Origin of the sequence: Pelotomaculum isophthalicicum JI (assembly GCF_029478095.1) — a bacterium.
GTDB lineage: Bacteria > Bacillota > Desulfotomaculia > Desulfotomaculales > Pelotomaculaceae > Pelotomaculum_D > Pelotomaculum_D isophthalicicum.
In genome coordinates this window covers 29,630-53,107 of the sequence record NZ_JAKOAV010000022.1, presented here as the reverse complement: position 1 = coordinate 53,107, position 23,478 = coordinate 29,630, and the positions used below count along the sequence as shown (strand labels likewise).

Annotated in this window: 25 protein-coding genes; 6 read left to right on the top strand and 19 right to left on the bottom strand. The window is 45.6% G+C overall.

All coding sequences use genetic code 11. From position 1 onward, the window contains the following. Positions 1-40: 40 nt before the first annotated feature. Positions 41-928 carry a site-specific tyrosine recombinase XerD gene (gene xerD, locus L7E55_RS11870; RefSeq protein ID WP_277444458.1) on the bottom strand — a complete coding sequence of 296 codons (888 nt, stop codon included), beginning with the start codon at positions 926-928 and terminating at the stop codon, positions 41-43. Positions 929-1,026: 98 nt separating this feature from the next. Continuing rightward, positions 1,027-1,656 (bottom strand): stage II sporulation protein M, encoded by a 630-nt coding sequence (gene spoIIM, locus L7E55_RS11865; protein ID WP_277444457.1) that lies wholly within the window; start codon positions 1,654-1,656, stop codon positions 1,027-1,029. Between the two features lie 241 nt (positions 1,657-1,897). Here spoIIM and mciZ point away from each other — a divergent pair, with 241 nt between their 5' ends. Beyond that, positions 1,898-2,026, top strand: coding sequence for a Z-ring formation inhibitor MciZ (gene mciZ / locus L7E55_RS11860; RefSeq protein ID WP_277444456.1), 129 nt, complete (start codon positions 1,898-1,900; stop codon positions 2,024-2,026). 92 nt (positions 2,027-2,118) lie between these two features. On the opposite strand, the gene L7E55_RS11855 is transcribed toward mciZ, so the two are convergent. From L7E55_RS11855 to L7E55_RS11835, 6 genes are all read right to left on the bottom strand, one after another. After that, positions 2,119-3,243, bottom strand: coding sequence for a M20/M25/M40 family metallo-hydrolase (locus L7E55_RS11855; protein WP_277444455.1), 1,125 nt, complete (start codon positions 3,241-3,243; stop codon positions 2,119-2,121). 52 nt (positions 3,244-3,295) lie between these two features. Beyond that, entirely contained in the window at positions 3,296-3,958 is a 663-nt protein-coding gene (locus L7E55_RS11850) for a methyl-accepting chemotaxis protein (protein WP_277444454.1), read from the bottom strand. 170 nt (positions 3,959-4,128) lie between these two features. Then, positions 4,129-4,218 carry a hypothetical protein gene (locus L7E55_RS17600; RefSeq protein WP_338091218.1) on the bottom strand — a complete coding sequence of 30 codons (90 nt, stop codon included), beginning with the start codon at positions 4,216-4,218 and terminating at the stop codon, positions 4,129-4,131. Positions 4,219-4,235: 17 nt separating this feature from the next. Continuing rightward, positions 4,236-4,391: a hypothetical protein gene (locus L7E55_RS11845; RefSeq protein WP_277444453.1), complete on the bottom strand. Its 156-nt coding sequence runs from the start codon at positions 4,389-4,391 to the stop codon at positions 4,236-4,238. After that, positions 4,384-5,019, bottom strand: coding sequence for a GAF domain-containing protein (locus L7E55_RS11840; protein WP_277444452.1), 636 nt, complete (start codon positions 5,017-5,019; stop codon positions 4,384-4,386). Before L7E55_RS11840 ends, L7E55_RS11845 begins: the two co-directional genes overlap by 8 nt. Positions 5,020-5,297: 278 nt before the next feature. Then, on the bottom strand, positions 5,298-6,548 hold the full coding sequence (locus L7E55_RS11835) for a M48 family metallopeptidase (protein WP_277444473.1): 1,251 nt from the start codon (positions 6,546-6,548) through the stop codon (positions 5,298-5,300). A 412-nt stretch (positions 6,549-6,960) separates the two neighbouring features. On the opposite strand from L7E55_RS11835, the gene L7E55_RS11830 reads away from it, so the two are divergent. The 5 genes from L7E55_RS11830 (at position 6,961) to L7E55_RS11810 (ending at position 11,166) form a co-directional block, all read left to right on the top strand. After that, positions 6,961-7,740, top strand: a complete 780-nt coding sequence (locus L7E55_RS11830) for an ATP-binding cassette domain-containing protein (protein WP_277444451.1) — start codon at positions 6,961-6,963, stop codon at positions 7,738-7,740. Positions 7,741-7,759: 19 nt separating this feature from the next. Then, positions 7,760-8,470 (top strand): GTP-binding protein, encoded by a 711-nt coding sequence (locus tag L7E55_RS11825; RefSeq protein WP_277444450.1) that lies wholly within the window; start codon positions 7,760-7,762, stop codon positions 8,468-8,470. Position 8,471: 1 nt separating this feature from the next. Continuing rightward, positions 8,472-9,110 (top strand): (Fe-S)-binding protein, encoded by a 639-nt coding sequence (locus L7E55_RS11820; RefSeq protein WP_277444449.1) that lies wholly within the window; start codon positions 8,472-8,474, stop codon positions 9,108-9,110. 225 nt (positions 9,111-9,335) lie between these two features. Continuing rightward, positions 9,336-10,070: an RNA polymerase sigma-I factor gene (gene sigI / locus L7E55_RS11815; protein WP_277444448.1), complete on the top strand. Its 735-nt coding sequence runs from the start codon at positions 9,336-9,338 to the stop codon at positions 10,068-10,070. Between the two features lies 1 nt (position 10,071). Beyond that, positions 10,072-11,166 carry an anti-sigma-I factor RsgI family protein gene (locus tag L7E55_RS11810; protein WP_277444447.1) on the top strand — a complete coding sequence of 365 codons (1,095 nt, stop codon included), beginning with the start codon at positions 10,072-10,074 and terminating at the stop codon, positions 11,164-11,166. 5 nt (positions 11,167-11,171) lie between these two features. On the opposite strand, the gene L7E55_RS11805 is transcribed toward L7E55_RS11810, so the two are convergent. From L7E55_RS11805 to L7E55_RS11755, 11 genes are all read right to left on the bottom strand, one after another. After that, positions 11,172-11,477: a hypothetical protein gene (locus L7E55_RS11805; RefSeq protein ID WP_277444446.1), complete on the bottom strand. Its 306-nt coding sequence runs from the start codon at positions 11,475-11,477 to the stop codon at positions 11,172-11,174. Between the two features lie 243 nt (positions 11,478-11,720). Beyond that, positions 11,721-12,410 carry a DUF554 domain-containing protein gene (locus L7E55_RS11800; protein WP_277444472.1) on the bottom strand — a complete coding sequence of 230 codons (690 nt, stop codon included), beginning with the start codon at positions 12,408-12,410 and terminating at the stop codon, positions 11,721-11,723. A gap of 493 nt (positions 12,411-12,903) precedes the next feature. Beyond that, positions 12,904-13,890, bottom strand: coding sequence for a phosphatase PAP2 family protein (locus tag L7E55_RS11795; protein ID WP_277444444.1), 987 nt, complete (start codon positions 13,888-13,890; stop codon positions 12,904-12,906). Next, positions 13,891-14,055 carry a hypothetical protein gene (locus L7E55_RS11790; protein ID WP_277444443.1) on the bottom strand — a complete coding sequence of 55 codons (165 nt, stop codon included), beginning with the start codon at positions 14,053-14,055 and terminating at the stop codon, positions 13,891-13,893. A gap of 186 nt (positions 14,056-14,241) precedes the next feature. Next, positions 14,242-14,985 carry an RIO1 family regulatory kinase/ATPase domain-containing protein gene (locus L7E55_RS11785; RefSeq protein WP_277444442.1) on the bottom strand — a complete coding sequence of 248 codons (744 nt, stop codon included), beginning with the start codon at positions 14,983-14,985 and terminating at the stop codon, positions 14,242-14,244. A 4-nt stretch (positions 14,986-14,989) separates the two neighbouring features. Continuing rightward, complete coding sequence (gene mobB / locus L7E55_RS11780) at positions 14,990-15,739, bottom strand: molybdopterin-guanine dinucleotide biosynthesis protein B (RefSeq protein ID WP_277444441.1); 750 nt, start codon at positions 15,737-15,739, stop codon at positions 14,990-14,992. A 45-nt stretch (positions 15,740-15,784) separates the two neighbouring features. Further along, on the bottom strand, positions 15,785-16,531 hold the full coding sequence (locus L7E55_RS11775; protein ID WP_277444440.1) for an energy-coupling factor transporter transmembrane component T family protein: 747 nt from the start codon (positions 16,529-16,531) through the stop codon (positions 15,785-15,787). Positions 16,532-16,541: 10 nt separating this feature from the next. Then, positions 16,542-17,141, bottom strand: coding sequence for an energy-coupling factor ABC transporter ATP-binding protein (locus L7E55_RS11770; protein WP_277444439.1), 600 nt, complete (start codon positions 17,139-17,141; stop codon positions 16,542-16,544). 66 nt (positions 17,142-17,207) lie between these two features. Continuing rightward, complete coding sequence (locus tag L7E55_RS11765; RefSeq protein ID WP_277444438.1) at positions 17,208-17,942, bottom strand: energy-coupling factor ABC transporter ATP-binding protein; 735 nt, start codon at positions 17,940-17,942, stop codon at positions 17,208-17,210. A 33-nt stretch (positions 17,943-17,975) separates the two neighbouring features. After that, the gene (locus tag L7E55_RS11760) at positions 17,976-18,557 is read right to left on the bottom strand and encodes an ECF transporter S component (protein ID WP_277444437.1); all 582 of its coding nucleotides are present in this window, start codon (positions 18,555-18,557) and stop codon (positions 17,976-17,978) included. A gap of 85 nt (positions 18,558-18,642) precedes the next feature. Then, entirely contained in the window at positions 18,643-23,475 is a 4,833-nt protein-coding gene (locus tag L7E55_RS11755; RefSeq protein ID WP_277444436.1) for an Ig-like domain-containing protein, read from the bottom strand. Positions 23,476-23,478 lie beyond the last annotated feature (3 nt).

The following is a 23,478-nucleotide window of genomic DNA, read 5'->3' as shown; positions in this document are numbered from 1 at the left end:
TCCTTACTACTGACTACTGACTTCTGACTCCTTAATAGATTCACGCTCTCGGGTGGCTGCGGTTGTACACTTCTTTCATCCTCTGCTTGGTTAAATGTGTATATATCTGTGTTGTGCTGATGTCCGCGTGTCCCAGCATTTCTTGAACCGAACGGAGATCCGCGCCGTTTTCCAGCAAATGAGTGGCAAAAGAATGTCTGAATGTATGCGGTGTAATCTCCTTTTTAATCTTTGCCTTTAAAGCATACTTTTTAATAATTTTCCAAAAACCTTGCCTGGTCAGCCGCTTCCCGTGCTGGTTTATAAATACGGCGGGTGTATTGCCGGCCTTTGTTAGTTTGCTTCTGCCCCGGGTTAGGTATTCTTTAAGAAAACGCGCAGCCACATCACCAAGCGGTACGATTCTCTCCTTAGAACCTTTTCCAAAACAGCGAATAAAGCCGCTATCCAGATTAATGTGCTCCATATTAAGAGAAACTAGCTCAGATACCCTGATACCGGTGGCGTATAACAATTCCAGCATGGCTTTGTCTCTAATCCCGGCCGGTTCACTAATCAAGGGCTGGCCAAGCAAGGTGTCCACCTCTTCTACTGTCAATACTCTGGGCAGCTTTTGCGCCAGCTTAGGGAACTCTAAGTCGGCGGTAGGATCTTTCTGAAGAATATCTTCACTGACCAAATACTTATAAAAAGATCTGGCCGCCGCAAGGCGGCGCGAAATAGTTGCCGGAGAGCGCCCCTCCAACTGCAGTTGAAAAAGGTATGACATGACTACATTCTTATCCGCCTGTTCCAATGACTCCAGCCCGTATTTCCGGCAGAAATCAAGATAACCGTTCAGGTCTAGACGGTAGGATATCAGCGTGTTTTCAGCAAGTCCGCGCTCAACTGCAAGATGATAAATGTATTCATCAAGGAGCTCGATCATTTTATATTCACGCTCCCAAGAGTAGATTTACCACGACAAAAAAGCAGAGTCTCTTGACTCTACTTCCACACAAAACCAAATAATCCTTTTTATAAGTGTTAAAATACATAATTGGCCGCAATCTTGATTAACAACGGTGTCAGGTAAACCTCTACCAAGCCGGCGCCAGCGAAACAAACTGTTACTAAAACCATAATCCCGCTATATGCGATAAAGCTAGGCCATATCTGTATTTTAGAGTTATGAAACCTTTTAGCCAGCAGCCATGCGAAGGAAAGAGACGCAGCCCCTGCGAACAGCAGGGCTGGAATCATCAGGATATTATGAGGCAGAATAGCCACAATGGTTAAAACTGTTCCTTGGATACTTTTTTCCCTGGTCAGAAACTCAATCGCAAACCCCAGGGCAAACCCCCTTACAAAAAGAATGGCCAGCACAAATGGAATGCCAATAATCGTTAGCCCGAGCAGATAAATTGCCACGACCAAAATAATACCGTTGTATATGACATCTCTGGTTGCCATAGAAAAATCTATTTCCAGCATACCTGCCTGTTGTAAAAAACGATCCACCTCGGATTGCAGCTGATCAGTCTGGTCGGTCTGCAGCTTTTGAACCCCGGCGAAACCCGCCGTCAAACCTAGGGTAAACACTAGTAAAACGATAAAGTAAACAAGCCACTGCCGCCGCAGAGAGGTTTTACAAAGCGTTAAAAACGCTTTAAACACAACCTTACCTCCTCTCTCACCAACCTGTCCATGCTTATTCTTATGGGTTAGCCGCTTTTTTTATGACTAGTTCACTCTCATATTATTTTCCAGTGCAACATAGATATAATAAACATGAAGGTATTCAGGAGTCAGGAGTCAGAATTCAGAATATTTTAGGACAATAAGCCATTGTTTTATCCTGACTACTGATTACTGACTAGTATGTGTTTACTCCTATCCGAAGAAAGGGGAAAAAGAAATGCGGTTATATGCTCAGCGGAAGGGTATCGTCATTTGTGGAAAAATAAAAGACGCCCGGATACTGTTGGCTGAATATGCCCTTATGTACCGGACAGTCCAGGAATTGATCGGTAAGATATTGAACTAAACACAGGTATTCAGTAGTCAGGAGTCAGGAGTCAGAATAAAAGACTTTATCATTCCGAAATATTCTGAATCCTGACTCCTGAATTCTGACTCCTAATTTTTTATTTTTTGTGCCACCTTGATAATCTCGAATAAGTACCTGGCATTTTCAAGTAGATCTGCTACTGTTATATATTCATCTGTTGTATGGACTTTTTTCATACCAATACCGATTACTGCTGTTGCTATTCCTCTACTGTTAAAAATGTTAGCGTCACTGCCGCCGCCTGTTTTTACCAAACTGGGCTTCAGCCCGAGGTTCCGAGCCGCCTCGACAGCTATTTTAACCGGTGGAGAGTCCTCCGGCAGGTTGAATTCAGGATAAATTGTTTCTGTTACAATATCAGCGCGCGCTCCGAACTTTTCCGCCGCATTCTCAATAGCCCGGCGCATATGCTCGGTCTGCAAAACCCGTTTTTCGGCGCGCAGACTTCTGGCTTCACCCTGGATCGTAACGCTGTCAGGTACTATATTAACTGCTTTACCACCTGATATAATGCCTATATTACTGGTTGTCTCATGATCAATCCGGCCTACTTTCATCTGTGCAATAGCGTGCGCCGCCACTTGAATGGCGTTGACTCCTTCTTCAGGGTTAATTCCGGCGTGAGCCGCCCTGCCCCTGACGGTAGCGCCAATCCGGTCATGTGACGGCGCTACTGTCACAATCGTACCTGGTTGTCCGTCACTGTCAAGCACGAAGCAAATCCGCGCGGTGATCAGAGAATAGTCAAGATTTTTAGCGCCAAAAAGGCCGCCTTCTTCCCAAATCGTAAAAGCTGCCTCCAGGCCGCCGTGGATAACACCATTTTCCTTAACTAATCTTATCGATTCCAGAATAGCTGCAATCCCGGCTTTGTCATCCGCGCCCAGTATTGTTTCACCAGAGGAACTAATTACCCCGTTTTCCACCTTTGGCCGGACTCCACAGCCCGGCTCGACGGTATCCATATGGGCGCTGAGCAACAATACCGGCCCTTCCCCTGTTCCCGGCAGCCTGGCGATAATGTTGCCTGCTTCAGCCTTGGCTGTTTTACCGGCGTCATCTTCCCAAACCTCCAGCCCGAGGGCAGACAATTTTTTCTTCAGCAGGTCGGCTATCCGCCGCTCTTTACCGGAAACACTGTCGACCTGCACCAGTTCCAAAAACTCTTCGATAATCCGGTTAGATGTGTTCACTGATTCTCTCCCCGATAATGTTTTTGTCCAAATTCACAGTCTTCCTATTTGACTATTTGCCGATTTCCAATCCTGATATTACCGCTGTTTTTTCAATTCCACCGATTAACCCCTTGATGGAATTTTCAATATCATTTAATACTTTCCCAATATTTTTTGCCGCCGCGGCGCTGTTATCAGCAAGCTTGCGGACTTCCGCCGCTACCACGCCAAAGCTCCTGCCATGCTCACCGGCTCTGGCTGCTTCTATTGCCGCATTTAAACTGAGCAGCTTGGTATCATCGGCGACTCTCTTAATAAAATCAATTATTTCATTAATATTATTAATATTGCTCTTTGATTCATTTACTATCCCATTCATAAATTTAATTTGTTCCTGGATATTAATGTTAACCTTTTCCCTGTCAGATGCCATCAAATATAACAGTTTGGAGATTATTGGGTCAGCAACATGAACACTGTCTGGTTTCAGTTCATTAATCATTTGACGAGCTTTCTCACTGTTGGTAACATCTAAAACAATATCCAGTGAAGGAATCCGGAGGGCTTCCTTTAAATCAGTTATCGTCCTAATATTTAATTTCTTTGCCAGTACTAAAGCCGGGGCATCTTCCTTAACATCAACGACACCAACAATTTTCACATCGCTCATTCCATTTAAACATTCGATCATTGCGACACCGCCATTACCGCCGCCAACGATTAAAATATTCATATCATTGACCTCCGATAAAAATATTTAACCCTTTTATGCACATTAAGTTAAAGTATGTCATCGTACTAAATTTCCAACACTTCCCTGGCTTTTTCAACTATACTGTCAGGATTAAACGGTTTTGTCATATATATGTCGGCGCCAACTTCTTTTCCTTTCTGTTTGTCAAATTACTGTCCCTTAGCTGTGAGCATAACAATATAAATATCTATAAATTTTAACTCGTTCTTGACAATGTCGCATACCTCAAACCCGTTCATTACCGGCATCATCACATCTAGAAAAACAAGTTCGGGTCTTTCTCCTTTTCAAGGGCATCTTTTCCATTAACCGCAAAAAGCAACTCAACACCTTCATCCTCAAGTTCCTCCAGAGTTTGTTCCAATAGGATCCGGATATGTGGTTCATCATCTACTATCAACACTTTAGGCATTTCCATTGTCACCCGCTTCAAACAATTTATCATAATAAACTCTAACAACATATCTTGAGTCAGAAAAGACGTCGTTTACTATCTCTGCCTTCCCTGTTAGCACAACACAACCCACAATCCCTTCTCCTGCTCTGAGACTAACTTTGGGGTAATATTCCTTCCCTGCCGCGGCTAATATTTCAAATATACTTGTTTCTTCGTTCATGAGCATTATGGAGACATAGTCCGCTTTAATTACTTTCTTTACCTCATCAACTACTAATTGAGCGACTTCTTTAGGATCAAGGCTTGCGGCCAGTTTTTCCGCGCTGTCATATATAAGCGTTATTTCCTTGTATTTTTCCAGGGTCTCACGGCCAAGAATCTTTTTATCGTACTCTACAGTTGCCAGATGTGAAAGCAACGAGGCTAAAACATTTGCCTTCTCCCCTCCAAACACCCAACCGATTACTTTGTCTCCAATACTTATAGGATGTTTGAGTAAATCGTCTTTACCGACATCACCTAGAAGCACCCTGCCGTCTAAATCCTTGATCATAAGCGGGCTATTAATTAAACACGTAGCTTCATCTATGAGAGCGGATACTTCTTTTTTTGATAAAAGCCGTTTAAGGTTGACTTGGATCATAAGCATTTCCTTTTATCGTTAGTTAATAATATTTTAATTACCGTCATAGCCTTTTCTATGCAACTTCAGCTTCCTCTAAAGAAGACAGGACATCCAAGATAGATGTCCCTCCCTGACCGCCGCCAATTATACCAACTTTAATCTGATGCACAGTAGTTCTCCTCTCACGTTTAGAAATTTCCGTGGAAAAGTATTTGATTTATATAAAAATAACCAGATGGTTAAAAAACCGCCATATAGCATTATAACACGACAATAAAGCAAAAAAAAGTCAATTATTACCTCGATAAATTTGAGGATAGACTATCATCACCAGCATGCTGTATGAGTTTGATCCGGTTTAGAGCAGAAGGATGACTGTAGCTGAACCAGTGCATAAAAGCGGAGGGCGCCACGTCGGATAAATTCCTGGCGGCCAAGTCCACCTGAAGCCGGAGCGCGGCGGGAACATCTCCGGTCAAAGACACCGCAACTTGGTCCGCCTCCACTTCCATACCCCTGGAAAAATAGTTTTGCAACGGAGTTCCGGCAAAAGAAGCCAGTAAAAAGAATAACAGGATGAGCGCCAAAACATGCGGCGGGTAACGTGTGAATTGAGTTACTGATGACCGTAACAATACAAACAAGATGCCCCAAAGGAAAAAGTTGCCTAGTATGCCCAGGGCCAGTCCCCGGATGATATGGCCCCGGTTCCAATGAGCCATTTCGTGAGCTACCACGGCTTTAACCTCATCAAGCGGGTAATCAGCCAAGAGAGTATCATATAATACAATGCGCTTCGTCCGCCCCAAACCGGCAAAATAAGCATTGGCCTTTGTGGTGCGCCGGCTGGCGTCCATTATCAACACTTGACTCACCGGCAGCCGGGCTTTTTCGGACAATTCATGGACCATGGAAAGTACCGCCGGGTCTTTGGACGGCGTAAACCGGTTGAAAAGAGGCGCGATTACCACCGGCCAGAAAAAAGTTTGTATGACAAACCAGAGCGAAACAAAAGCTGCACAGGCCAACCACCAGGTACCGGGCCAGCGATTGATAGCCCAGAACAATAAAACAACTCCCACAATGGACAGGAACAAACCTAATCCGGCGCTTTTAAAATAATCAACCCACCACGCTCCAAAAGTTTGAGTGGAAAAACCCCATTGATGCTGCAAAAAATAACCACTGTAAAGATTAAAAGGCACACTCAAAAACTGCAACGACAACCATATTATTAAAAAAAACAGCAAAAGACCGCCCCAATAACTATCCCCGGTCGCCCGTTGGACCCAGCGTGCAAGGTCTACTACCCGGCTGCTTAACACAAGCCATAGTAAAAATGACACTTCCACCAGAAAGCTGCAGATATAGACCAGTCTCAGGCTCATATTATATTGACGGCCTTGGTTCACTTGTTCAGCGCTAAAGTAATAACCTGCTTCCGGGACCGCCCGCCCGGGGAAAAGGGTAAACCAGAGGTAGAGCAAGCTAAAGACGCCGGCTAGAAAAACCAGTGCCAGCCAACCGCTGTTTAATCGCAACTGCAGTTTTCATCACCCCGTGCTAAGATTTTTGGTATATGCCTATTCAAGCTTGCCTGTTATTTTTTCTAGGATAGGTATATGCAACATTAGACCGGTATAATCCAAACGCAGAAAATTCTTTGTAATTATTTTCATAATATATCTCAATATATTTTAATACTTGTATTATACGTTTACTGTTAATATTTAAAAAATACTTAATAAAATTATAATAAAGATGTAATTTACAATACCAAGGTTTTCATGCTCACAATCATTATCCTTTATTTACTATCATTGCAAGACTATTACTTTATTAACATTAACTAATCATATAAAATAATAAGATCTGCATATGCAAACCTACTAACCGTTTAATATTATATATGGATAAAATTGCGGTGTAATAGTAAAAAAGACTAATAGGAGGCAGGATATGATAAATACAATTACAATTCTTCCAGGTCTGGATAAAAGAGGAGGCAAGGAGAGTTACCAATACCTGACTTTAACAGCCGGTGAGACAGTATCCATAGTCGGCCCGACAGGAAGCGGAAAAACCGCTTTTATTTCTGACATTGAACTGCTGGCCCAAGGAGACACCTCAACCGGGCGATGTATATTAATTAATGGGAAAACTCCGTCCGACGAAATAAGATACAACCCTGCCATGAAACCTATAGCTATGATCACTCAAAATACAAAATGTTTTACCGATTTAAGCACGGTAGAATTTTTAAAGATTCACGCCAGAGCCAGGAAGATTTCTGACGACAGGGTAATCATGGAAACTATTGACTTGGCCAACAAATTCACCGGTGAAAAAATTGACAGAGAAACAAGAGTTACCGTCCTGTCAGGCGGGCAAACAAGGTCCCTTTTAATTGCCGACGCTATATTGATCGGCGCGGCTCCAATCATTCTACTGGACGAGATCGAAAACGCCGGCATATTCAAACAAGAAGTAATTGACATTATCAAAAACACTTCTAAAATAATTATTTTTGTCACCCATGATCCAGTGATTGCCCTTTTATCAAAAAAAAGAATTATAATGGAAAACGGCGCGGTAAAAAAAGTTCTTAGTCAGAATGAGTTTGAAACCAAAGCTGCCGCGAATCTTTTGGAACTAGATAAGCAGGTTGGATTTATCAGGGAAAAGTTAAGAGCGGGAGACGAAATTACCAAAGACCTGATTAATGTTAGCTTTGCTTGAATTACTTGGAGGTGTTTTCTTGAAACTTTTGGTAATAGCTGGCCCCCCCTCAGCTGGCAAAACTTCCCTTACCAAACAAATCGTAAGAAGATTTAAAGATGAGATGACAATTGCCTTCTTAAAAATCGACGTGGTGAAAGCTTATGAGGACATTGAACTGGGCAGGGAATTCAAAATTCTGACGAAGAAGATATATTCCGGCGACCTATGTCCAGACCACGCCGGGGTGATGGTACTTGGAGACGCTGTTGAATGGGCGGAAAGCAAGCATGCGGACCTGTTTATCGTGGAAAGCGCGGGTTTGTGTCTACGCTGCTCTCCTTATTTAAATCAAGGCCTGGGGATAATTGTCCTGAGTTCCATATCCGGGATTCACGCTCCTGAAAAAATGGGCGCCATGGTTAGCCTCGCCGACATCGCCGTTGTCACTAAAATAGATCTGGTCAGCCAGGCTGAGCGAGAAGTCTTAATCCAAAAAATAAAAGACGTGCATCCGAATCTAATTCTGATTGAAACTAACGCCTTGCAAGGTACCTCTTTGCACCGTTTGTATGAACTAATCAAGCAGTCAGAAGATATTGATTCGGAAAAGCTTTATCTTAAGGGAAATCCACCTATCGGAACCTGTACGATATGTGTGGGCAAGAAAGAGATCGGCTGGAAACACCACTTTGGCGTCATAAAAAAATTGGACGGTCAAATCGCCGAATACCTTTATCGGGGTGAGTGAGATGCAATACTGGCTTCCACCAGGTAAAAACTGCGGCCTTTGCGGGGAAACCAATTGTAAGAGCTTCCTCCGGTTGGTTGGCAATGGCCAAAAGGTTTATGACAACTGTCCATATTACCAGGAACCTACTTTTTGCAATAATGATTTGGAAAAAGAAGCAGTTTATCCGGGGCATGATATTCTAGGTCATCCATATGATTTCATCCTTAGCCCTTTGCCCGGTGAAAGATCTGCCCGGAAAATCGTCCTGCCTTTTCGAAGCGATCTAGTGGAAAAAATGGACATCAAAAAAGGTGACTATGTGCTCGGGAGACCAATGGGAGCAGGTTGTCCGGTGCCGCATGTTCTTTCTGTAATTGAAGCCGAGCCGGTAACCGGCCTATTATATACCTGGGTAGTCGGTCCTTTGTATTCAAGGGATCGGGAAGCTAAGGATGTAATCGCCTACCATATGATTGGGTTTGAAGGTATTGCCGGCAATATCAGCAAAGAACCTGCTTTAGGTTGCAGAGCGACCTTCCTGCCGGGGTTTTGCATGATGAACCTGAATCATACCGGCCTGGTTAATATGGTTTTGGAAAAAAGTGAAGGTTTCCATGTCCGGATCGAAGATATCAGAATTTTAGCCTCAAAAGATTAGTTTCCCCATTCTACCATAGTGTTGTATAATTAAACTAAATATAGATACTACGGCAAATAAAATATGGGCAGAGGTACCCCCCCTGCCCAATTTTATTTTTTACCCCCACAATCACTTCTGACTTATCGTATTTAAATAATAAGGAACGGTCGATGCCCCCCGGGTCACTGCTTTATTATTATTATTGAAAGAGGTGGTCTGCCGGTTTGGAAGGGGAGTGAAAACTTGTTTCCTGTACAGGATACTGAGGCTGAAATAAAAAAAATAAAACATGGTGACAGTTTGGCCAGAGAAAACTTTTTGGAAAGCTGTAAGCCATTTATTTATAAAGTAGTTTGCAAGTTTACCGGGAAGAACCTGGAATGGGGCAGAGATGACGAGTTAGCTATAGGGTTGATTGCTTTTAATGAAGCTATCGATCGTTTTTGTAATGATTTCGGAGTTCCTTTTCTTGCTTATTCCAGAAATGTTATGAAAAGCCGGCTTGTCGACCATTACCGGCGCGAAAACAAGAATGCTAAGTTTTTTATAACTCAACTATCGCTGCAGGAAGATGGCATAAACAATGTCGAATTCGCTAAGTCATGGGAAATTTTTTTAGAAGAGGAAGCCGCAAGAGAGCGTGAAGAAGAAATAAAAGAATTTGAAGATTTATTGAATATGTACGGGGTTTCGTTTGAAGACTTGGTTAAATGTTCGCCACGCCACCGTGATACGCGCCGTTCATTAATGCTTGCCGCTTGGGAATTGGCGAAAGAGAGCAGTCTGTTTAAAAAATTCATGGATAATAAGAAGCTCCCCCTGGTAGAATTAGGGGAAATAACCGGCATTGGCCGAAAAACTTTAGAGAGAGGCCGCAAATACATAATAGCAATGGCTTTACTTATTAACAGGCGGGAAGATTTTTTATATCTGGCATCGTACCTGAAACTGCCCGTCAACAGCTTAGGGGGAATATAGGATGAAAAAGACGGGGATGGTAGTCAAAATCACAGGTGGTTCATGCATTTTACTCACCAGCGACGGGGAATATAAAAAAGCAGCTCTTCCTGAAAACGGCGTTACCAGGGTAGGCCAAATAATACCCGTCGTGGAAAAAAAGAACCGCTTTCCTTACCTAAGGCATTTTATGGTCGCCGCTTCTTTATTGCTGATTGTGTTAGCCGGGCAGCTTTACTTGGGACGTACACAACCAGCGGCAGCTTTCATGACCATCGACATTAACCCCAGTATTGAGTTGGCAATACTGGCTGACAAGAGAGTATCCTCAGCCCGCGGGTTGAACAATGACGGCGCGACTATTTTGAAAGAGATCAAAGTAACCGGTCTGGACTTGCATGAAGCAGCTAAGCTTATTGTAGACCAAGCAATAAAAGACCAATTTCTCGCAGTTAAAGACGACAACATCATATTAGTTACCCTGACTACTGATGATGATGATGAAAATTTCGCCGATGATTTGGAATCTATTTATGAATCAATAAAAAGTCCAGTCGAATTAAACGGTTTGGACACTGAAGTAATTATTGAACCCGTAGATACTACAATTCGACAGGAAGCTGAGAAGGCTGGTATTTCCACAGGAAGGTACCTTTTACTACAGAAATCCGCTAATAGAGGAGTTACCGTAAATATCGATGAGATAAGCGCCATGAGTCTGAAGGAATTGGAAAAGGAAAAGAAAATCTCAGTCAGTGAGCTATTAGGCGATAACAGCAATCACATCAGCATTAATCATAACAGCATCAACAACCGTAATAGCATCATTAACCGTAGCAGCATCAACAACCATAATAGTATCAATAACCATAATAACGATAATAACCATAATAATGACGATAATAGCGCTAATAGCTACGACGAAGAAAAGAATAGAATAACTGAAAAAGAAAACAGCAAAAATATCTATGAAAAACAGCAAAACATAGAAGATGACAATGGAAATAAAAAAGATAATGACCATATTACCGGTAAGGGGAAAATAAATGACAATAACGATAAGAAGATATCACCAGGGCGTGATGAAAAAAAAGATAAGCAATCCAGATGGAACTGAAATTCTTATTTACCTTCAGGAGTATGTAAAGGTGCGTCAACCAAAGTAATGCTATTTAATATTATTTCTTCTTCAGCGATCAGACGCCCGTTGTTATAATATTTACGGCGAATTTCCGCCCGGGGAATTACCACTGTGAGCTCGTTCTGTGGTTGAGCTGTATTATTACGCGATAATCTAGCCATGATGCCACCTATTGAAATTTCTAATTGATTACTTATCATCTGATTATCAGGTAATATTTTGGAATCAGACAACTTTTCGGATTTCAGCCTTTTCTCTTTTTTTTTGAAAGGAATAAACCTGAGCATCTTACGAATCCTTCCTGAATCTATAGTTCAACGGCTCTCATGGACAGCCTTATTTTCTGTTCTGATACAATATAATAGGAAATTATGAAATGAGTTCCTCAATTAATTAAAAGATCCTACAAGCTATGCCTGCAGGATCTTTATTTGAAGAATATTCCTATTCCTTCTTAAGCGGACATTCTATACTCGTGTTATCACCGAGAACTCAACGCATGCTGTTAAATTTAGAGTCAATGCAAAATCTCACGCCGGGATTATTTTAGAAAGCACTATAGTGAGGGGTAAAGCATAAAAAATCGCAGGAAGCAGGTTGCCAACCTTTATATCCTTAATACCAAGAATGTTCAGGCCAATCCCCACTATCAGCAATCCGCCGGTGGCTGTCATTTCCGCCACCGCGTCAGGACTGAGAAAGTCTTTTACGTATGCGGCCAGAAGCGTTATGGAACCCTGGTAAATTAGCACAGGGAAAAGAGAAAAAATAACCCCTATTCCCATAGTGGAGGCGAAAACTACCGCTGAAATTCCGTCTAAGGCTGCTTTGGCAAAAAGAATCTGAGGGTTATTGTTAAGACCATCTTCAATTGATCCCATAATAGCCATTGCTCCCACACAGTAAATAAGGCTGGTTGTAACAAATGCCTTGCCAACTTCCCCTGTTTCTCCGCCAACTTTTTCTTCCAGCCATTTACCCAGACGGGCTAAACCTCCCTCGATATTTAGCAATCCACCAGTCAAACCACCAAAGACCAGGCTAAGAATAACTACCAAAACCTGTTTGGTTTGCAGAGCCATGCTGGAGCCTATAAGAAGAACCGCCAGACCAAGCCCTTGCATGATTGTGCAGCCGACCTTTTCAGATATTCCTTTTCTAAACAACAAGCCAAAAGCGGCGCCAAATGCGATCGCCGCAACGTTAACAATAGTCCCCAGTACATCTCACTCCCAACAGCAAAGCAAATATGCCATCCACATTTTACTATTTTCCTTAGAGTAAAATTATAATAGCTCTTTATAATAGCCGCAAGCCGCATTATACAAAATTATTAAATCAAAATTTTTAAGGTGGCGCTAAGCACCACCTTATTATTGCGTAAGAAACCGGCTCATTGACTTGCTTCATTTTTTAATTTTTGATCAACCGCGCGATAGGGCTATCTTCCCTAATTGAATTTTTTATTTTACTGTATGGAATGGAGAATTCAGGTATCCCAACATAACTATGTCCCTTTAATTATCTGATAAACATCGCAACCTTCTTGAGGAATTACTGGCTACCACCGGGTTGGGTATAATAAACGATTCCTTGAAAAATGCCTTCATCATAGTAACCCCTGCCCCGGTAAAGGTGGCGTGACCGGAGGGATAAGCCGGATGAGTGGGGCAGCCTCCCGCGAATGCCTGCGGCAACAAATAGGTGCCATATTTAGCTGTAGACCTGGGAAAGAGCCTGAGAATTGAGCAGTTCCGTGTTAATCGGGTAACTTGCCGCGCCCGTCATGACGTTTTGGACGTCCCCTCCAAACGCCTCAGGGCGGAGCCGGCGATGGACCAGCCATTTCTGGAACCAGGCGGCTTCCAGTGCTTTCCGTGACGCCCCGGCCACCAAATCCAGAATATGCGGGCCGCCAAAGGTGGGAAAACCGACCTGGGTAGCAGAACGCAGGTAAGGGTTGGCCGGGTCTAACGCCGCCTGGCCAAAACCGAGCAGAATCAAACAAGCGGTGAGAGTGCCCTGATAGCTGAAATCCTGGTAAACCCATAAGGCCATATCACGGCCGTTGCGGATATAGCGGGGCGTGGGGTCGAATTGATTCTGCCCTGACGGAGCAAGTCCGTTCTGGATGTTCAACCAATCCTCATAGGAAGTCATGTAGTCATCGCCGGCCACTGTAGTGCGATATTTCTGGACAAAGGTTGTAGTCCCAAAGGGAGTATCCTTACAAAGGAACTGGGAAATGTAAAGTCCGACCAGGTCACCGGGCGTATCCCCGCGGAACAGGGTTCCCGTAGTGACCGCGCCGTTAACTTTCGGTCCGCGAAAGTCCGAAAATTTAGATAGGTCAGAAGCGGCAGCGAGGGTGAGCGGATCGGTGTTGTAGTCCAGGAAAGGAACATCACGGGTTAACGCCTGCCAGTATAATTCGGCCATTTCACTTGCATTCCAGGCGCTGCTGTAGGCCGGCGGCGCAATCATACTTAAATGATGGGAATCAGGTCCCGCCATTTCATAAGCATAAGCAGCCTGGGGATCAGTGAGTTTGGCGACACCCCCGAGTGGTATTAATTCAAATAAATCCGGGTTGCCGGTCGTTAAAGCCTCAATCAAGGCTTGATAGGAGTTAAGGTCAACCTCACCGAGATTATTGTGTGGCAACGCCTTGGAATAGTTGCCAATTTTATCTGCGTACAACTATTCATCACCGTTACATGGATGGCCCGGAAGAGGAAGGTTCTTTTCAACCAACGCCGCTTCCACACGATGGCGGTACGCCTCCTGACGACGCTGCTGCGCACTTGCCGGCCCAATATCACACGATTCCCCCAGGTTTAAGTTCAACAAAATATCACTGGCCATATATAAATCACTCCTATGACAAAATCTATACTTTATCCATATTTCATAATATGTAAAAGAATGGTATTTGTGTATTATGCCTCAAAATTGCCGCATACAAATTCTCTACGAAATAAAAAAAAGACACTACCTAAAAGGCGTGTCCTATTTCAGTTTGATTTGGTAACCCCCACTGGCAGCTTCAATTTAAAGGATTGATCCCATCAATGGTGTGCAACTAAATTCTTTTATTTTTTCATTTAAGTAATGGCGTTGACTTTCTCGCCTCTCAGCAGCCGCCTTTAGCTCTTCAATTAAATAGCACCGTATAGCCTCGTGATCAAGCCTGTCAAAGGATTTGATACCGGGCACTGTCTCATAAGCCTTAATCAGGGAATTGCAAATGCCATATTTCCAATATTCAAACATTGGATCGTTATTTAATATAAATGCGCATATCCCGCCAAGATCTCTCTCCGGAGGATAAAAGCATACGCTTTCGAAATCTATACCGTAGAACTCCCGGCCATTGAAAATAAAATTGCGCAAGTTTAAATCAGACATGCATAAACAAACTTGGTTAGATATATTCATAAACCCATGCAACTTACGCAACCATGTGGCAAGCGCATTTATCCATATCTCTTGCTCTAATTTGTGGTCTATTAGTAAATCCGTCAATAAAACACCGGGAATATATTGCATTATAATACATTTGTCATCATACCATATTACTTCCGGCACGTTTATTCCCTGTTTATGCAAGGCATCAATAATAAAAACCTCATTCCCCGCTGATGAATTAGCATATTCCTTGATGACATAACATTGCTTCAAATTTCCCCCGGCTATTGTTTTAACGAAAAAAACATTGTTACGTAAGCTATGTTTCTTTTCAGTATATGAAACCTTAACACCCAGGGCTAGTTCCAGCTTATTGATACTATCCATGACATTACTTCCCTATTGATATTTTTATTTCATCATCAGGATTAAAATTATCCAACTGAGCTAAAAGTCCAACAATACTGCTATTTAACTGAGACTCAAACAAGGAATCAACCAGTATTTCTCTTTGACCGATAGTAACGGACACCCTGTTCTTTATAAAAACACACTCTTTCTGTATTGACTCGCCATTAAGAACTCTTAAAGCAAAGTCACGGCAATTGCAGCCACAGGCTCCGCAATGCTCCAAGCCATTTACAAAAGGCATTTTATCCGCAACTTTATTCTCAATCAGATCGACTAATTTTTTAACATCTGATAGCGGATTGATTACCGGAATACCGTTATATTCTGATAAATGGTTGGAAATACGGCCGGAAATCACGAAAATAAAATCATTCAATCGGCCTTCAATTTCCTCATGCTCATAGGCGCAGAGTATTTTAGGCAGAATAGTATCGGATACACCTTCGACGATAACATAATCATGATTAAAATAGCCCAATATCGTTTCCATATCCAACTGCCGCGGCAAGAGAATGTCAGTCTCCTTTAGTCCCCTGGCCACAACCATCTCCGAACCGGCTTGTCTATGCCTCCAGGTGTTGCTTCCCACCACATCCAGAAAAAAACCTTCATTGTGAATATTCTTTACCGAGCCGACCCTGTAACCCCTTTTTTTTAGTTCCGGGATAATTTGTTCAATAGTTGTCGTCTTTCCGGACTTGGAATAACCAAATACTGAAAATACTTTCAATCAATCCACTCCTCGGAAGTAAAATAATAAAACCTTTAATTTTAATTAACACTTTATCCATTGATTGATTAAATCTTGTAAGAGAACCACTATCGTCACTGTTAATAAGAACACTGTAACAAGATAATCTGAAACACTATATTTTAAAAGTCGCAAGTAAGTTCGCCGCCGGTATACTCTAAACGCCCTGGACTCCATTGTGATGGACAGTTGATAGGCTTTGATCATCACACTGGAAAGCAAGGGGGTTAAAAAATGCGTATAGAATTTAATCTTTTTCCTCCATGCTATTCTCTTCAACTCAACTCCCCGGAGTTGCATCGCTACGAGGGTATCGTTGAGCTCCTCCTTAAGAACAGGCAAAAAACGAAACGCCACCATGACCATGAAAGCGATTTCGTAAGGAATCTTAAACTGCACCAGGGCCAAAATATAATCTTTGGGACTGCTTGTCATAATAATCATCGCCGAGCCAAAAAAAATAAGCATTCTAAATAAAATACAAAGGGCGGAACTAACACCGTGCGACGTAAGGATATTAACACCATGAAGAGAAACCAGAACTTGTCCGCCCGAGGTAAAAACACTTTGCATTATGAGCATCACCAGTAATATGGGCATTAGCTTATTAAATCTAAATATAATACCGAAAAAATTAATGTGGAATAATAATAAAATAACCAATGTGAAGACAAACAACAGCAGTAACAACCGGGGTGAATTTAAAAAAATAGCCAGCGTTGAAAGACATAATATAACCACTATTTTAGTCCTTGGGTCAAGGTTGATCATATTTTCTTCCCTAGCCTTCTGTGAACTGTCCCTCTCTGAGCCTGATTAACCGGGTTGCGTACCTGTCAATGAATTTATGATCGTGACTGATTATAACCACACCTCTATTTGAAGCTATAATTCTTTCCATATAATCACCCAACAATTTTTTGCGGTAAGGATCCAAACCCGTTGTCGGTTCATCAAGAATCAGCAAATCAGGTTCCAGCGCAATAACCGCTGCTATAGCCAGGCGTCTTTTTTCTCCCGCGCTCAGATTATGGGGAAAGGATTGAGAGTACCGGGTCAACTCAAAATACTCCATAATATCCCTGGTTTTTAACGCCACCTGGTCTAAGGGAAATCCAAGATTATGCATGCCAAAACTGATCTCTTCCTCCACTGTCTCACAAAACAGCTGCTTTTCCGGGTTCTGAAAAACATATCCGACTTGACGCCCAATTTGCGCCAGAGACAGGGAGGTCAATAATTGTCCGTTTAATTTGACGCACCCTTTTGTTGGTGTTAATATTCCTGTAAGTAGTTTGGAAAAAGTTGTCTTACCACTGCCGTTTGAGCCCGTAACAGCGGTAATTCCCTCTTTCAAGATGCTTAAATTTATGTCGTTCAAAATTGACCTGCTTTGACCGGGATAGCTGTAAGAAACATTATATAGATCTATAAACCCCATTCGCGATTAAACCTCATACGCTAATTTTTGCCGGATCAGGAATTCCCGCTCCTCCAGTATATTTGCCGCTTGTCCGTCCCTAATCAGAAACCCGCCTTCAAGCACCAAAACACGATCCGCGATAGAGACGCTCTCCAGGTCATGCTCAACAATTAAGATAGTTTTACCTTGCCGACGCAAATCAACCAGGATGTCCTTGATCGTTTTTTTTCCCAGTGAGTCCTGCTGGGCCATCACTTCATCAAGCACCAGGATGGCGGGATCAAGAGCTAAAACCGCTCCCATGGCAACTAAATGTTTTTGCCCTCCGGATAAGTTGCTTGGGCTATTTTGTCTCAAGTCGCTAATTCCCAACATCTCCAACACACTATTGACACGCTCTCTTACTACTTCTACAGGCAGGCAAAGATTCTCCGGGGCAAAAGCTATTTCATCTTCCACCGTCGCTGAAAAAAGCTGCGTATCGGGGTCTTGGAAAACCAGACCTACCTCCAGCGCCAGTTGAGCAACCTTATACTCTCTGGTGTTCTTTCCATTCACCCATACCTGCCCGGTCAGCTCCCCCCCCAGATAGTGAGGGATAATACCGCCGAGACATAAGCACAAGGTGCTTTTGCCACACCCGCTGAGACCTATAACCGCCACTATCTCCCCCGGTCTGACCCTGAAGTCTAGATTTTTCAAAATTTCCCTTCCTGCCGGATACTTATAAGTCAGATTATCAACCACAATTGCGTCCACGTCAGTTGACCTCCAAAAAATGAAGACATCTTTCTAACTCCCTTTGAAACCTTTCCCCCAGGGCAAAATTTTGTTGACTAACTGAGATGCTCTAAAGGCAATTATGCCACCAAGTCCACCTGATAAAGCCGCCACAGACAAAGCAAGCATTAAAGGCACAAAGGGCAGCCGGAAATAAATAATATTCACCAGCACCGAACCTGTGACGTTGGCTGTCAAACCGGCAAGGAAGGCGCAAGCCGGACAGCATACCTTATGCTTGATTAAATAAAGAATCAGGTCAACAGCAACACCAGGCAAAGTGTAACTGAGCAAAGTCATGGCTCCGTGTGATCCGAATATTCCCGATCCGAAAACCATCAGCGCCTGAACAATCCCGAGCAAAGTGGCCGTTCCTGGTTTGCCTACTATTCCCGCCCCGAGCACAATCCACAGCATGTAAAAACCACCGGCCACAACCCCGCCTGGTATCAATAACGGCCCGGTAATAATATGGCTCAGGGGCACAATCAGGGGTTTGCTGGCGATGCCCAGGGCGGAAATCATAGCAATTACGATTAAATCAAATATAGAGAATTTATCGAGCATCTTGCGCCAACACTGCAATTCTGCCATGCACCCCCGTTAAAACATGTAGTTAGACCCCAATGCTTCAAAATTATTCTATGTAAAAATGGCCGGCAATTGCCGGCCATAAATGCTATTTCAACACATTTACAATAACCGTCACGGCTTCAGCCCTGGTGGCCCGGCCTTGCGGCAGGAATATGTCGTCGGGATAGCCTTTAATAACACCATTGCGCGCTGCGACGGCCACTGCTCCGGCAGCCCAGGGAGAAATGGCAGAACTATCCTTAAAGGATGTCCCCTGAGAAGATTCCGTGGCGAGTTTAGCTGCCTTGACAACCATCACGGCCATCTGTTCACGGGTGATCAGGTCGTCCGGGCCAAAGGCGCCGGCGTCATAGCCGTTGACCACCCCGTTGGCCGCTGCCGCGGCAATGTAGTCTTTAGCCCAGTGCGCTGCCGTGTCGGCAAAAATTTTGCCGCCCTTGTTATCAAGCTTGAACGCCTTTACCAATATGGTGGCAAATTCAGCCCTGGTGATATTGTTGTCAGGCTTGAAGCTGCCGTCGGGATAACCGCTAATGCAGCCCAACGCCACCAGCTTTTTAATACTGGCTTCAGCCCAGTGACCGGCGATGTCATTTAATGCCTCTACCTTTTGTTCTTCTTTCTTAACGGCCAGCACGGCAAATTTTGTGAAGTGGACCACCTGCACGGTAACGGTATTGCCGGAAACGGTGCCGCCGAGGTTTACCCACTGGTCTTTGACATCGTCGTAATAATAGATGGCCGGGGTCTCGTCCGCGCTGAGGGCGCTGGAATTGAAGCTAAGTTTGATCGTTACGTTTTTGGCAAAATTGTAGCTGCTCTTGCCCCCCACGCTTAACTCGTAAGCGCTGCCGGCCATCCGGAAACCAGTGGGAACAGTTGGTGGAGTGGTCAATTTCTGTACTTTCACTTCCACCGCGCTGGTTCCGGTCAACGCGTCAGCCGGTATCTCAACGGTGGCCTCATTGCCCAGGCTGATGACGCCACCCACGCCGGGCGACACTAATGCCGTTCCGGTTGTGGAGGTAACTGCCTGGGGTGTCGCGCTGCCGCCGCCGTCACTACTGGAACTATGGCGATTAGTCTGTTCATAAGTGACGAACTTGGTGAAATGCATGGTCCATACCGCCAGATCATTGCCGCCAACGACCTGTTTTCCTTCCCGGACTGATTTGGCAGCCAATTCCGCTGTGACCGCGTCTGCATAAGTCGCTTCCACCACGGTATTAATCTTATGAAACGCGCCGCTTCCGTCAATATAGCCAACGTCCAGGTTGCCCTGACCGGGAATGAGGAGCCTTACAGCCTTGTCAAATTCCAAAGTGCCGTTGTTCAAGCCGACTTCTATGACCGTGTTGACCGATGCGACCTTCCCGGCATCAGGCGTCACCAATGAGCTGTTGATAGTTTCCGCTTGCATGACGGTCGGAGCCTGGATTTCACCATTCCACATCGCAGGTCCGGTTATGGTAGTTCCCGCCGGAATATCAGTACATAACTGCACATTACCATTATTCAGGGGCGCAATCGCCGGCAGACTGATTGGTTGCCCGGTATAGGAATATACATCACCCGAAACCGTGTTATTTATTTGGGCAATGAAAATTGAAGTGCTCAAGCCGGCAGTGCTCCAGTTTCCGGACGCATCGCCTGCCTGGACCGTGAAGGTATAGGTGCCGTAGGTCGCGCCGGTGACGGTATAACTTGTATTGGTTATTGGTGGAGTAGTCAGCAAGTTTTCATCCTGATATACCCTATATCCGGTTACTCCGGCACTGTCGGTTGCCGCTGGCCAGCTTAAGTTCACGTTGCCAGGTGCGCTGACCGTAGCGGTCAAGGCGCTGTTTTTTCCCCATATTGGAGGTTCGATGTCTGCTATAATGACACTTACAGTTAAAGCCCCGCTGGCATTTTGGCCGGCATCCACCGCTATGACGCTGAAACTGTGGCTGCCCGTGGTATTCACAGTCACAGTACAGTAGACAGTCCCTGTAACTGTGGTCAGCAGATTGTTATCCTGATAAATCTGGTAACCGGTGACACCTAAGTTGTCGCTGGCCGGTAACCATTCGAGGGTGACTTTATTAGCGGCGACAGTAGCGGTCAGACCGCAGCCGGCAGGCCAGGTTGGCGCTGTTGTATCTGCCACGGTAACCAGTACGGTAGCTGTGCCCGTGGTATAGCCGCTTTTAGAGGCGGCAACGGTGATGGTGGCGCTGCCCGGGGCTATGGCGGTAATGATTCCGTTGTTACTTACGGTAGCCACATTCGGATCGCTGGACGTATAACTGAGGCTGGCACCGGCCGGGCTTACAGTAGCGCTAATGGCCTGGGTGCCACCGGCATTCAAACTGTAGTTGGCCGGTATATCGCTCACCATTATTGCGCCCAGGTTTACCGTTACCGCTACGGTGGCTGTGGCATCGTTATACCCGGCCTTGACGGCGGTGACGGTGATATTGGCGCTGCCCGGAGCCACGGCGGTGATCACCCCGTCGCCATTGACGGTGGCCACGTTCGTGTCATTGGATGAATAGCTCACACCGGCATTGACCGGGCTTACCGTGGGTACTATGGTATGGGTGCCGTCAGTGGTCAGGGTGATGTTGGCATGGTCCACGCTCAGGGTGATTGTGCCCGGGTTGACATGTACCGCAACGGTTGTTGTCGCATTATTATAACCAGCTTTGCTGGCAGTGACGGTGACGTTGGCGTCGCCAGGAGCTACGGCGGTGATTAAGCCGCCGGCATTGACGGTGGCCACGGCTTCGTTGCTGGAAGCGTAGGTTACGGTGGCATCATTTGGAGTTGTTGTGGCGTTAATTGTCTGGGTGGTGCCGCCCACGGTCAGGGTGGCGTTAGCCGGAACACCACTGATGGTAATGTTGCCCGGGTTGACGGTCACATTGCAGGCGGCGGTGTAGCCGCCGTCAACTGTAGTAGCGTTGATAATGGCAGTGCCCGGGGCGATGCCAGTCACCTGGCCGTTGCTGACCGTAGCTACTCCGGGTGTGTCGGAACTCCACGTTACCCTCTTGTCGGTGGCATCGTTCGGTGCTACGGTCGCCGTCAGCTGGTCGTTACCGTCTACAGTTATAGTGGTGCTGGTCTTATCGAGGGTGACCCCGCTGATCGGCACTTGCACGGTTACATTACAAGTGGCTGTGGCAGTGTTATACCCGGCCTTGGCTGCGGTGACGGTAATGGTGGCGCTGCCCCCTCCTACTGCGCTGATTTCGCCGCCGGCGCTTACAGTGGCAGCGGAAGTGTTGCTGGAAGCGAAGCTCAGGCTGGCACCAGCGGGATTAGTGATGGCGCTCAAGGTTTGAGTGCTATTTTTATTCAGGGTGACGTCGGCCGGAACACCGCTAATGGTAATGGTGCCCAGGTTGACATGTACCGCAACGGTCTTTGTAGCATCGTTATAGCCATTCTTGCTGGCGGTGACGGTGATGTTTGCATCACCAGGAGCCATAGCGGTAATCACGCCGCCGCCACCGACAGTGGCCACGTTCGTGTCACTGGATGAGTAGGTCACGCCGGCATCGGCCGGGTTTACCGTGGGTACTATGGTATGGGTGCTGTCAGTGGTCAGGGTGACGTTGGTCTGGTTCACACTAAGGGTGATGGTGCCCGGGTTGACATGTACCGCAATGGTCGATGTGGCCTGGTTGTAGCCGGCCTTGCTGGCGGTGACGGTGACGTTGGCATCGCCCGGAGCCACGGCGGTGATCAGACCGCCGGCACTGACAGTGGCCACGGCTTCGTTGCTGGAGGCGTAGCTCAGGCTGGCATTATTAGGAGTTGTTGTGGCGTTAATTGTCTGGGTGGTACCGCCCACAGTCAGGGTGGCGTTAGCCGGTACACCGCTGATGGTTATGGTGCCCGGGTTGACAGTCACATCGCAGGTGGTGGTGTAGCCGCCGTCAACTGTAGTCACGGTGATAGTGGCAGCGCCCGGGGCGACTCCAGTCACCTGGCCATTGCTGACCGTGGCTACTCCAGGAGTGTCGGAACTCCACGTAACACTCTTGTCGGTGGCGTCGCCCGGAGTTACAGTCGCCGTCAACTGTTCGGAACCGTCCACGGTAATAGTGGTGCTATTCTTATTGAGGGTGACCCCACTGACCGGCACTTGTACGGTCACATTACAAGTGGCTGTGGCCGTGTTATACCCGGACCTGTTGGCGGTGACGGTGATGGTGGTGTTGCCCCCTCCTACTGCGCTGATTTCGCCGCCGGCGCTTACAGTGGCCACGGCTTCGTTATTGGAAGCGTAGGTTACGGTGGCATCGGCCGGGTCAGTGGTGACGCTCAGGGTTTGAGTGTCATTTTTAGCCAGGTTAACGCTGGCCGGAACACCGCTTATAGTAATATCAGGCAGAGCGGGCACGCTAAATTGGCCGTCCTGCCAGGTGGCGGAAATTACCGCGTTACTGACGTCATTTAGTTTCAAGGTGGATGTGGGCGGATTGTTGATTAGTTGCAGGGCGCAACTTTGGCCCGGCTGCGCGCCTGCCGCAACCTGATACTTCAGGATGATCAGGGTGCCGGTACCGGCCGGGATCCCCACTTTGGGATTGCTCGAAATAATTACTCTCGTTCTCTTGGGACCGGTTCCCGGGTTGGTTACTATGAAAGTATGGCTGGTGGAAACCACCAGATCCCCCCTGTCGTAACCCGTGTAGGTTAGCAGGGCGGAGTCATAATACATGTCAAACTGACCCACAGCCACATTACCCGTACTGGTTAAGTAAACCGGAACTTGGAGCTCTGTTCCAGGCTCACCGGTGACGGTACCGACAGTCACTACCGTGCTTTCAATGGCATTCGCCGCCGGGCCATAGCTCAACAGCATACTTATTATGAAAAATACTGAAAGCAGGATGCGGAGTGTTTTACTTTTCCTGCCAAACAAGAA

Bases quoted from the DNA above. Each gene is read 5' to 3' on its own strand.
- L7E55_RS11775 (WP_277444440.1), bottom strand. From the start codon at position 16,531: ATGATCAACCTTGACCCAAGGACTAAAATAGTGGTTATATTATGTCTT.
- mciZ (WP_277444456.1), top strand. From the start codon at position 1,898: ATGCGGTTATATGCTCAGCGGAAGGGTATCGTCATTTGTGGAAAAATA.
- xerD (WP_277444458.1), bottom strand. From the start codon at position 928: ATGATCGAGCTCCTTGATGAATACATTTATCATCTTGCAGTTGAGCGC.
- L7E55_RS11830 (WP_277444451.1), top strand. From the start codon at position 6,961: ATGATAAATACAATTACAATTCTTCCAGGTCTGGATAAAAGAGGAGGC.
- L7E55_RS11785 (WP_277444442.1), bottom strand. From the start codon at position 14,985: ATGGATAGTATCAATAAGCTGGAACTAGCCCTGGGTGTTAAGGTTTCA.
- L7E55_RS11790 (WP_277444443.1), bottom strand. From the start codon at position 14,055: ATGGCCAGTGATATTTTGTTGAACTTAAACCTGGGGGAATCGTGTGAT.
- L7E55_RS11810 (WP_277444447.1), top strand. From the start codon at position 10,072: ATGAAAAAGACGGGGATGGTAGTCAAAATCACAGGTGGTTCATGCATT.
- L7E55_RS11840 (WP_277444452.1), bottom strand. From the start codon at position 5,019: ATGATCCAAGTCAACCTTAAACGGCTTTTATCAAAAAAAGAAGTATCC.
- L7E55_RS17600 (WP_338091218.1), bottom strand. From the start codon at position 4,218: ATGAACGGGTTTGAGGTATGCGACATTGTCAAGAACGAGTTAAAATTT.
- L7E55_RS11760 (WP_277444437.1), bottom strand. From the start codon at position 18,557: ATGGCAGAATTGCAGTGTTGGCGCAAGATGCTCGATAAATTCTCTATA.
- L7E55_RS11850 (WP_277444454.1), bottom strand. From the start codon at position 3,958: ATGAATATTTTAATCGTTGGCGGCGGTAATGGCGGTGTCGCAATGATC.
- L7E55_RS11845 (WP_277444453.1), bottom strand. From the start codon at position 4,391: ATGCCTAAAGTGTTGATAGTAGATGATGAACCACATATCCGGATCCTA.
- L7E55_RS11805 (WP_277444446.1), bottom strand. From the start codon at position 11,477: ATGCTCAGGTTTATTCCTTTCAAAAAAAAAGAGAAAAGGCTGAAATCC.
- L7E55_RS11820 (WP_277444449.1), top strand. From the start codon at position 8,472: ATGCAATACTGGCTTCCACCAGGTAAAAACTGCGGCCTTTGCGGGGAA.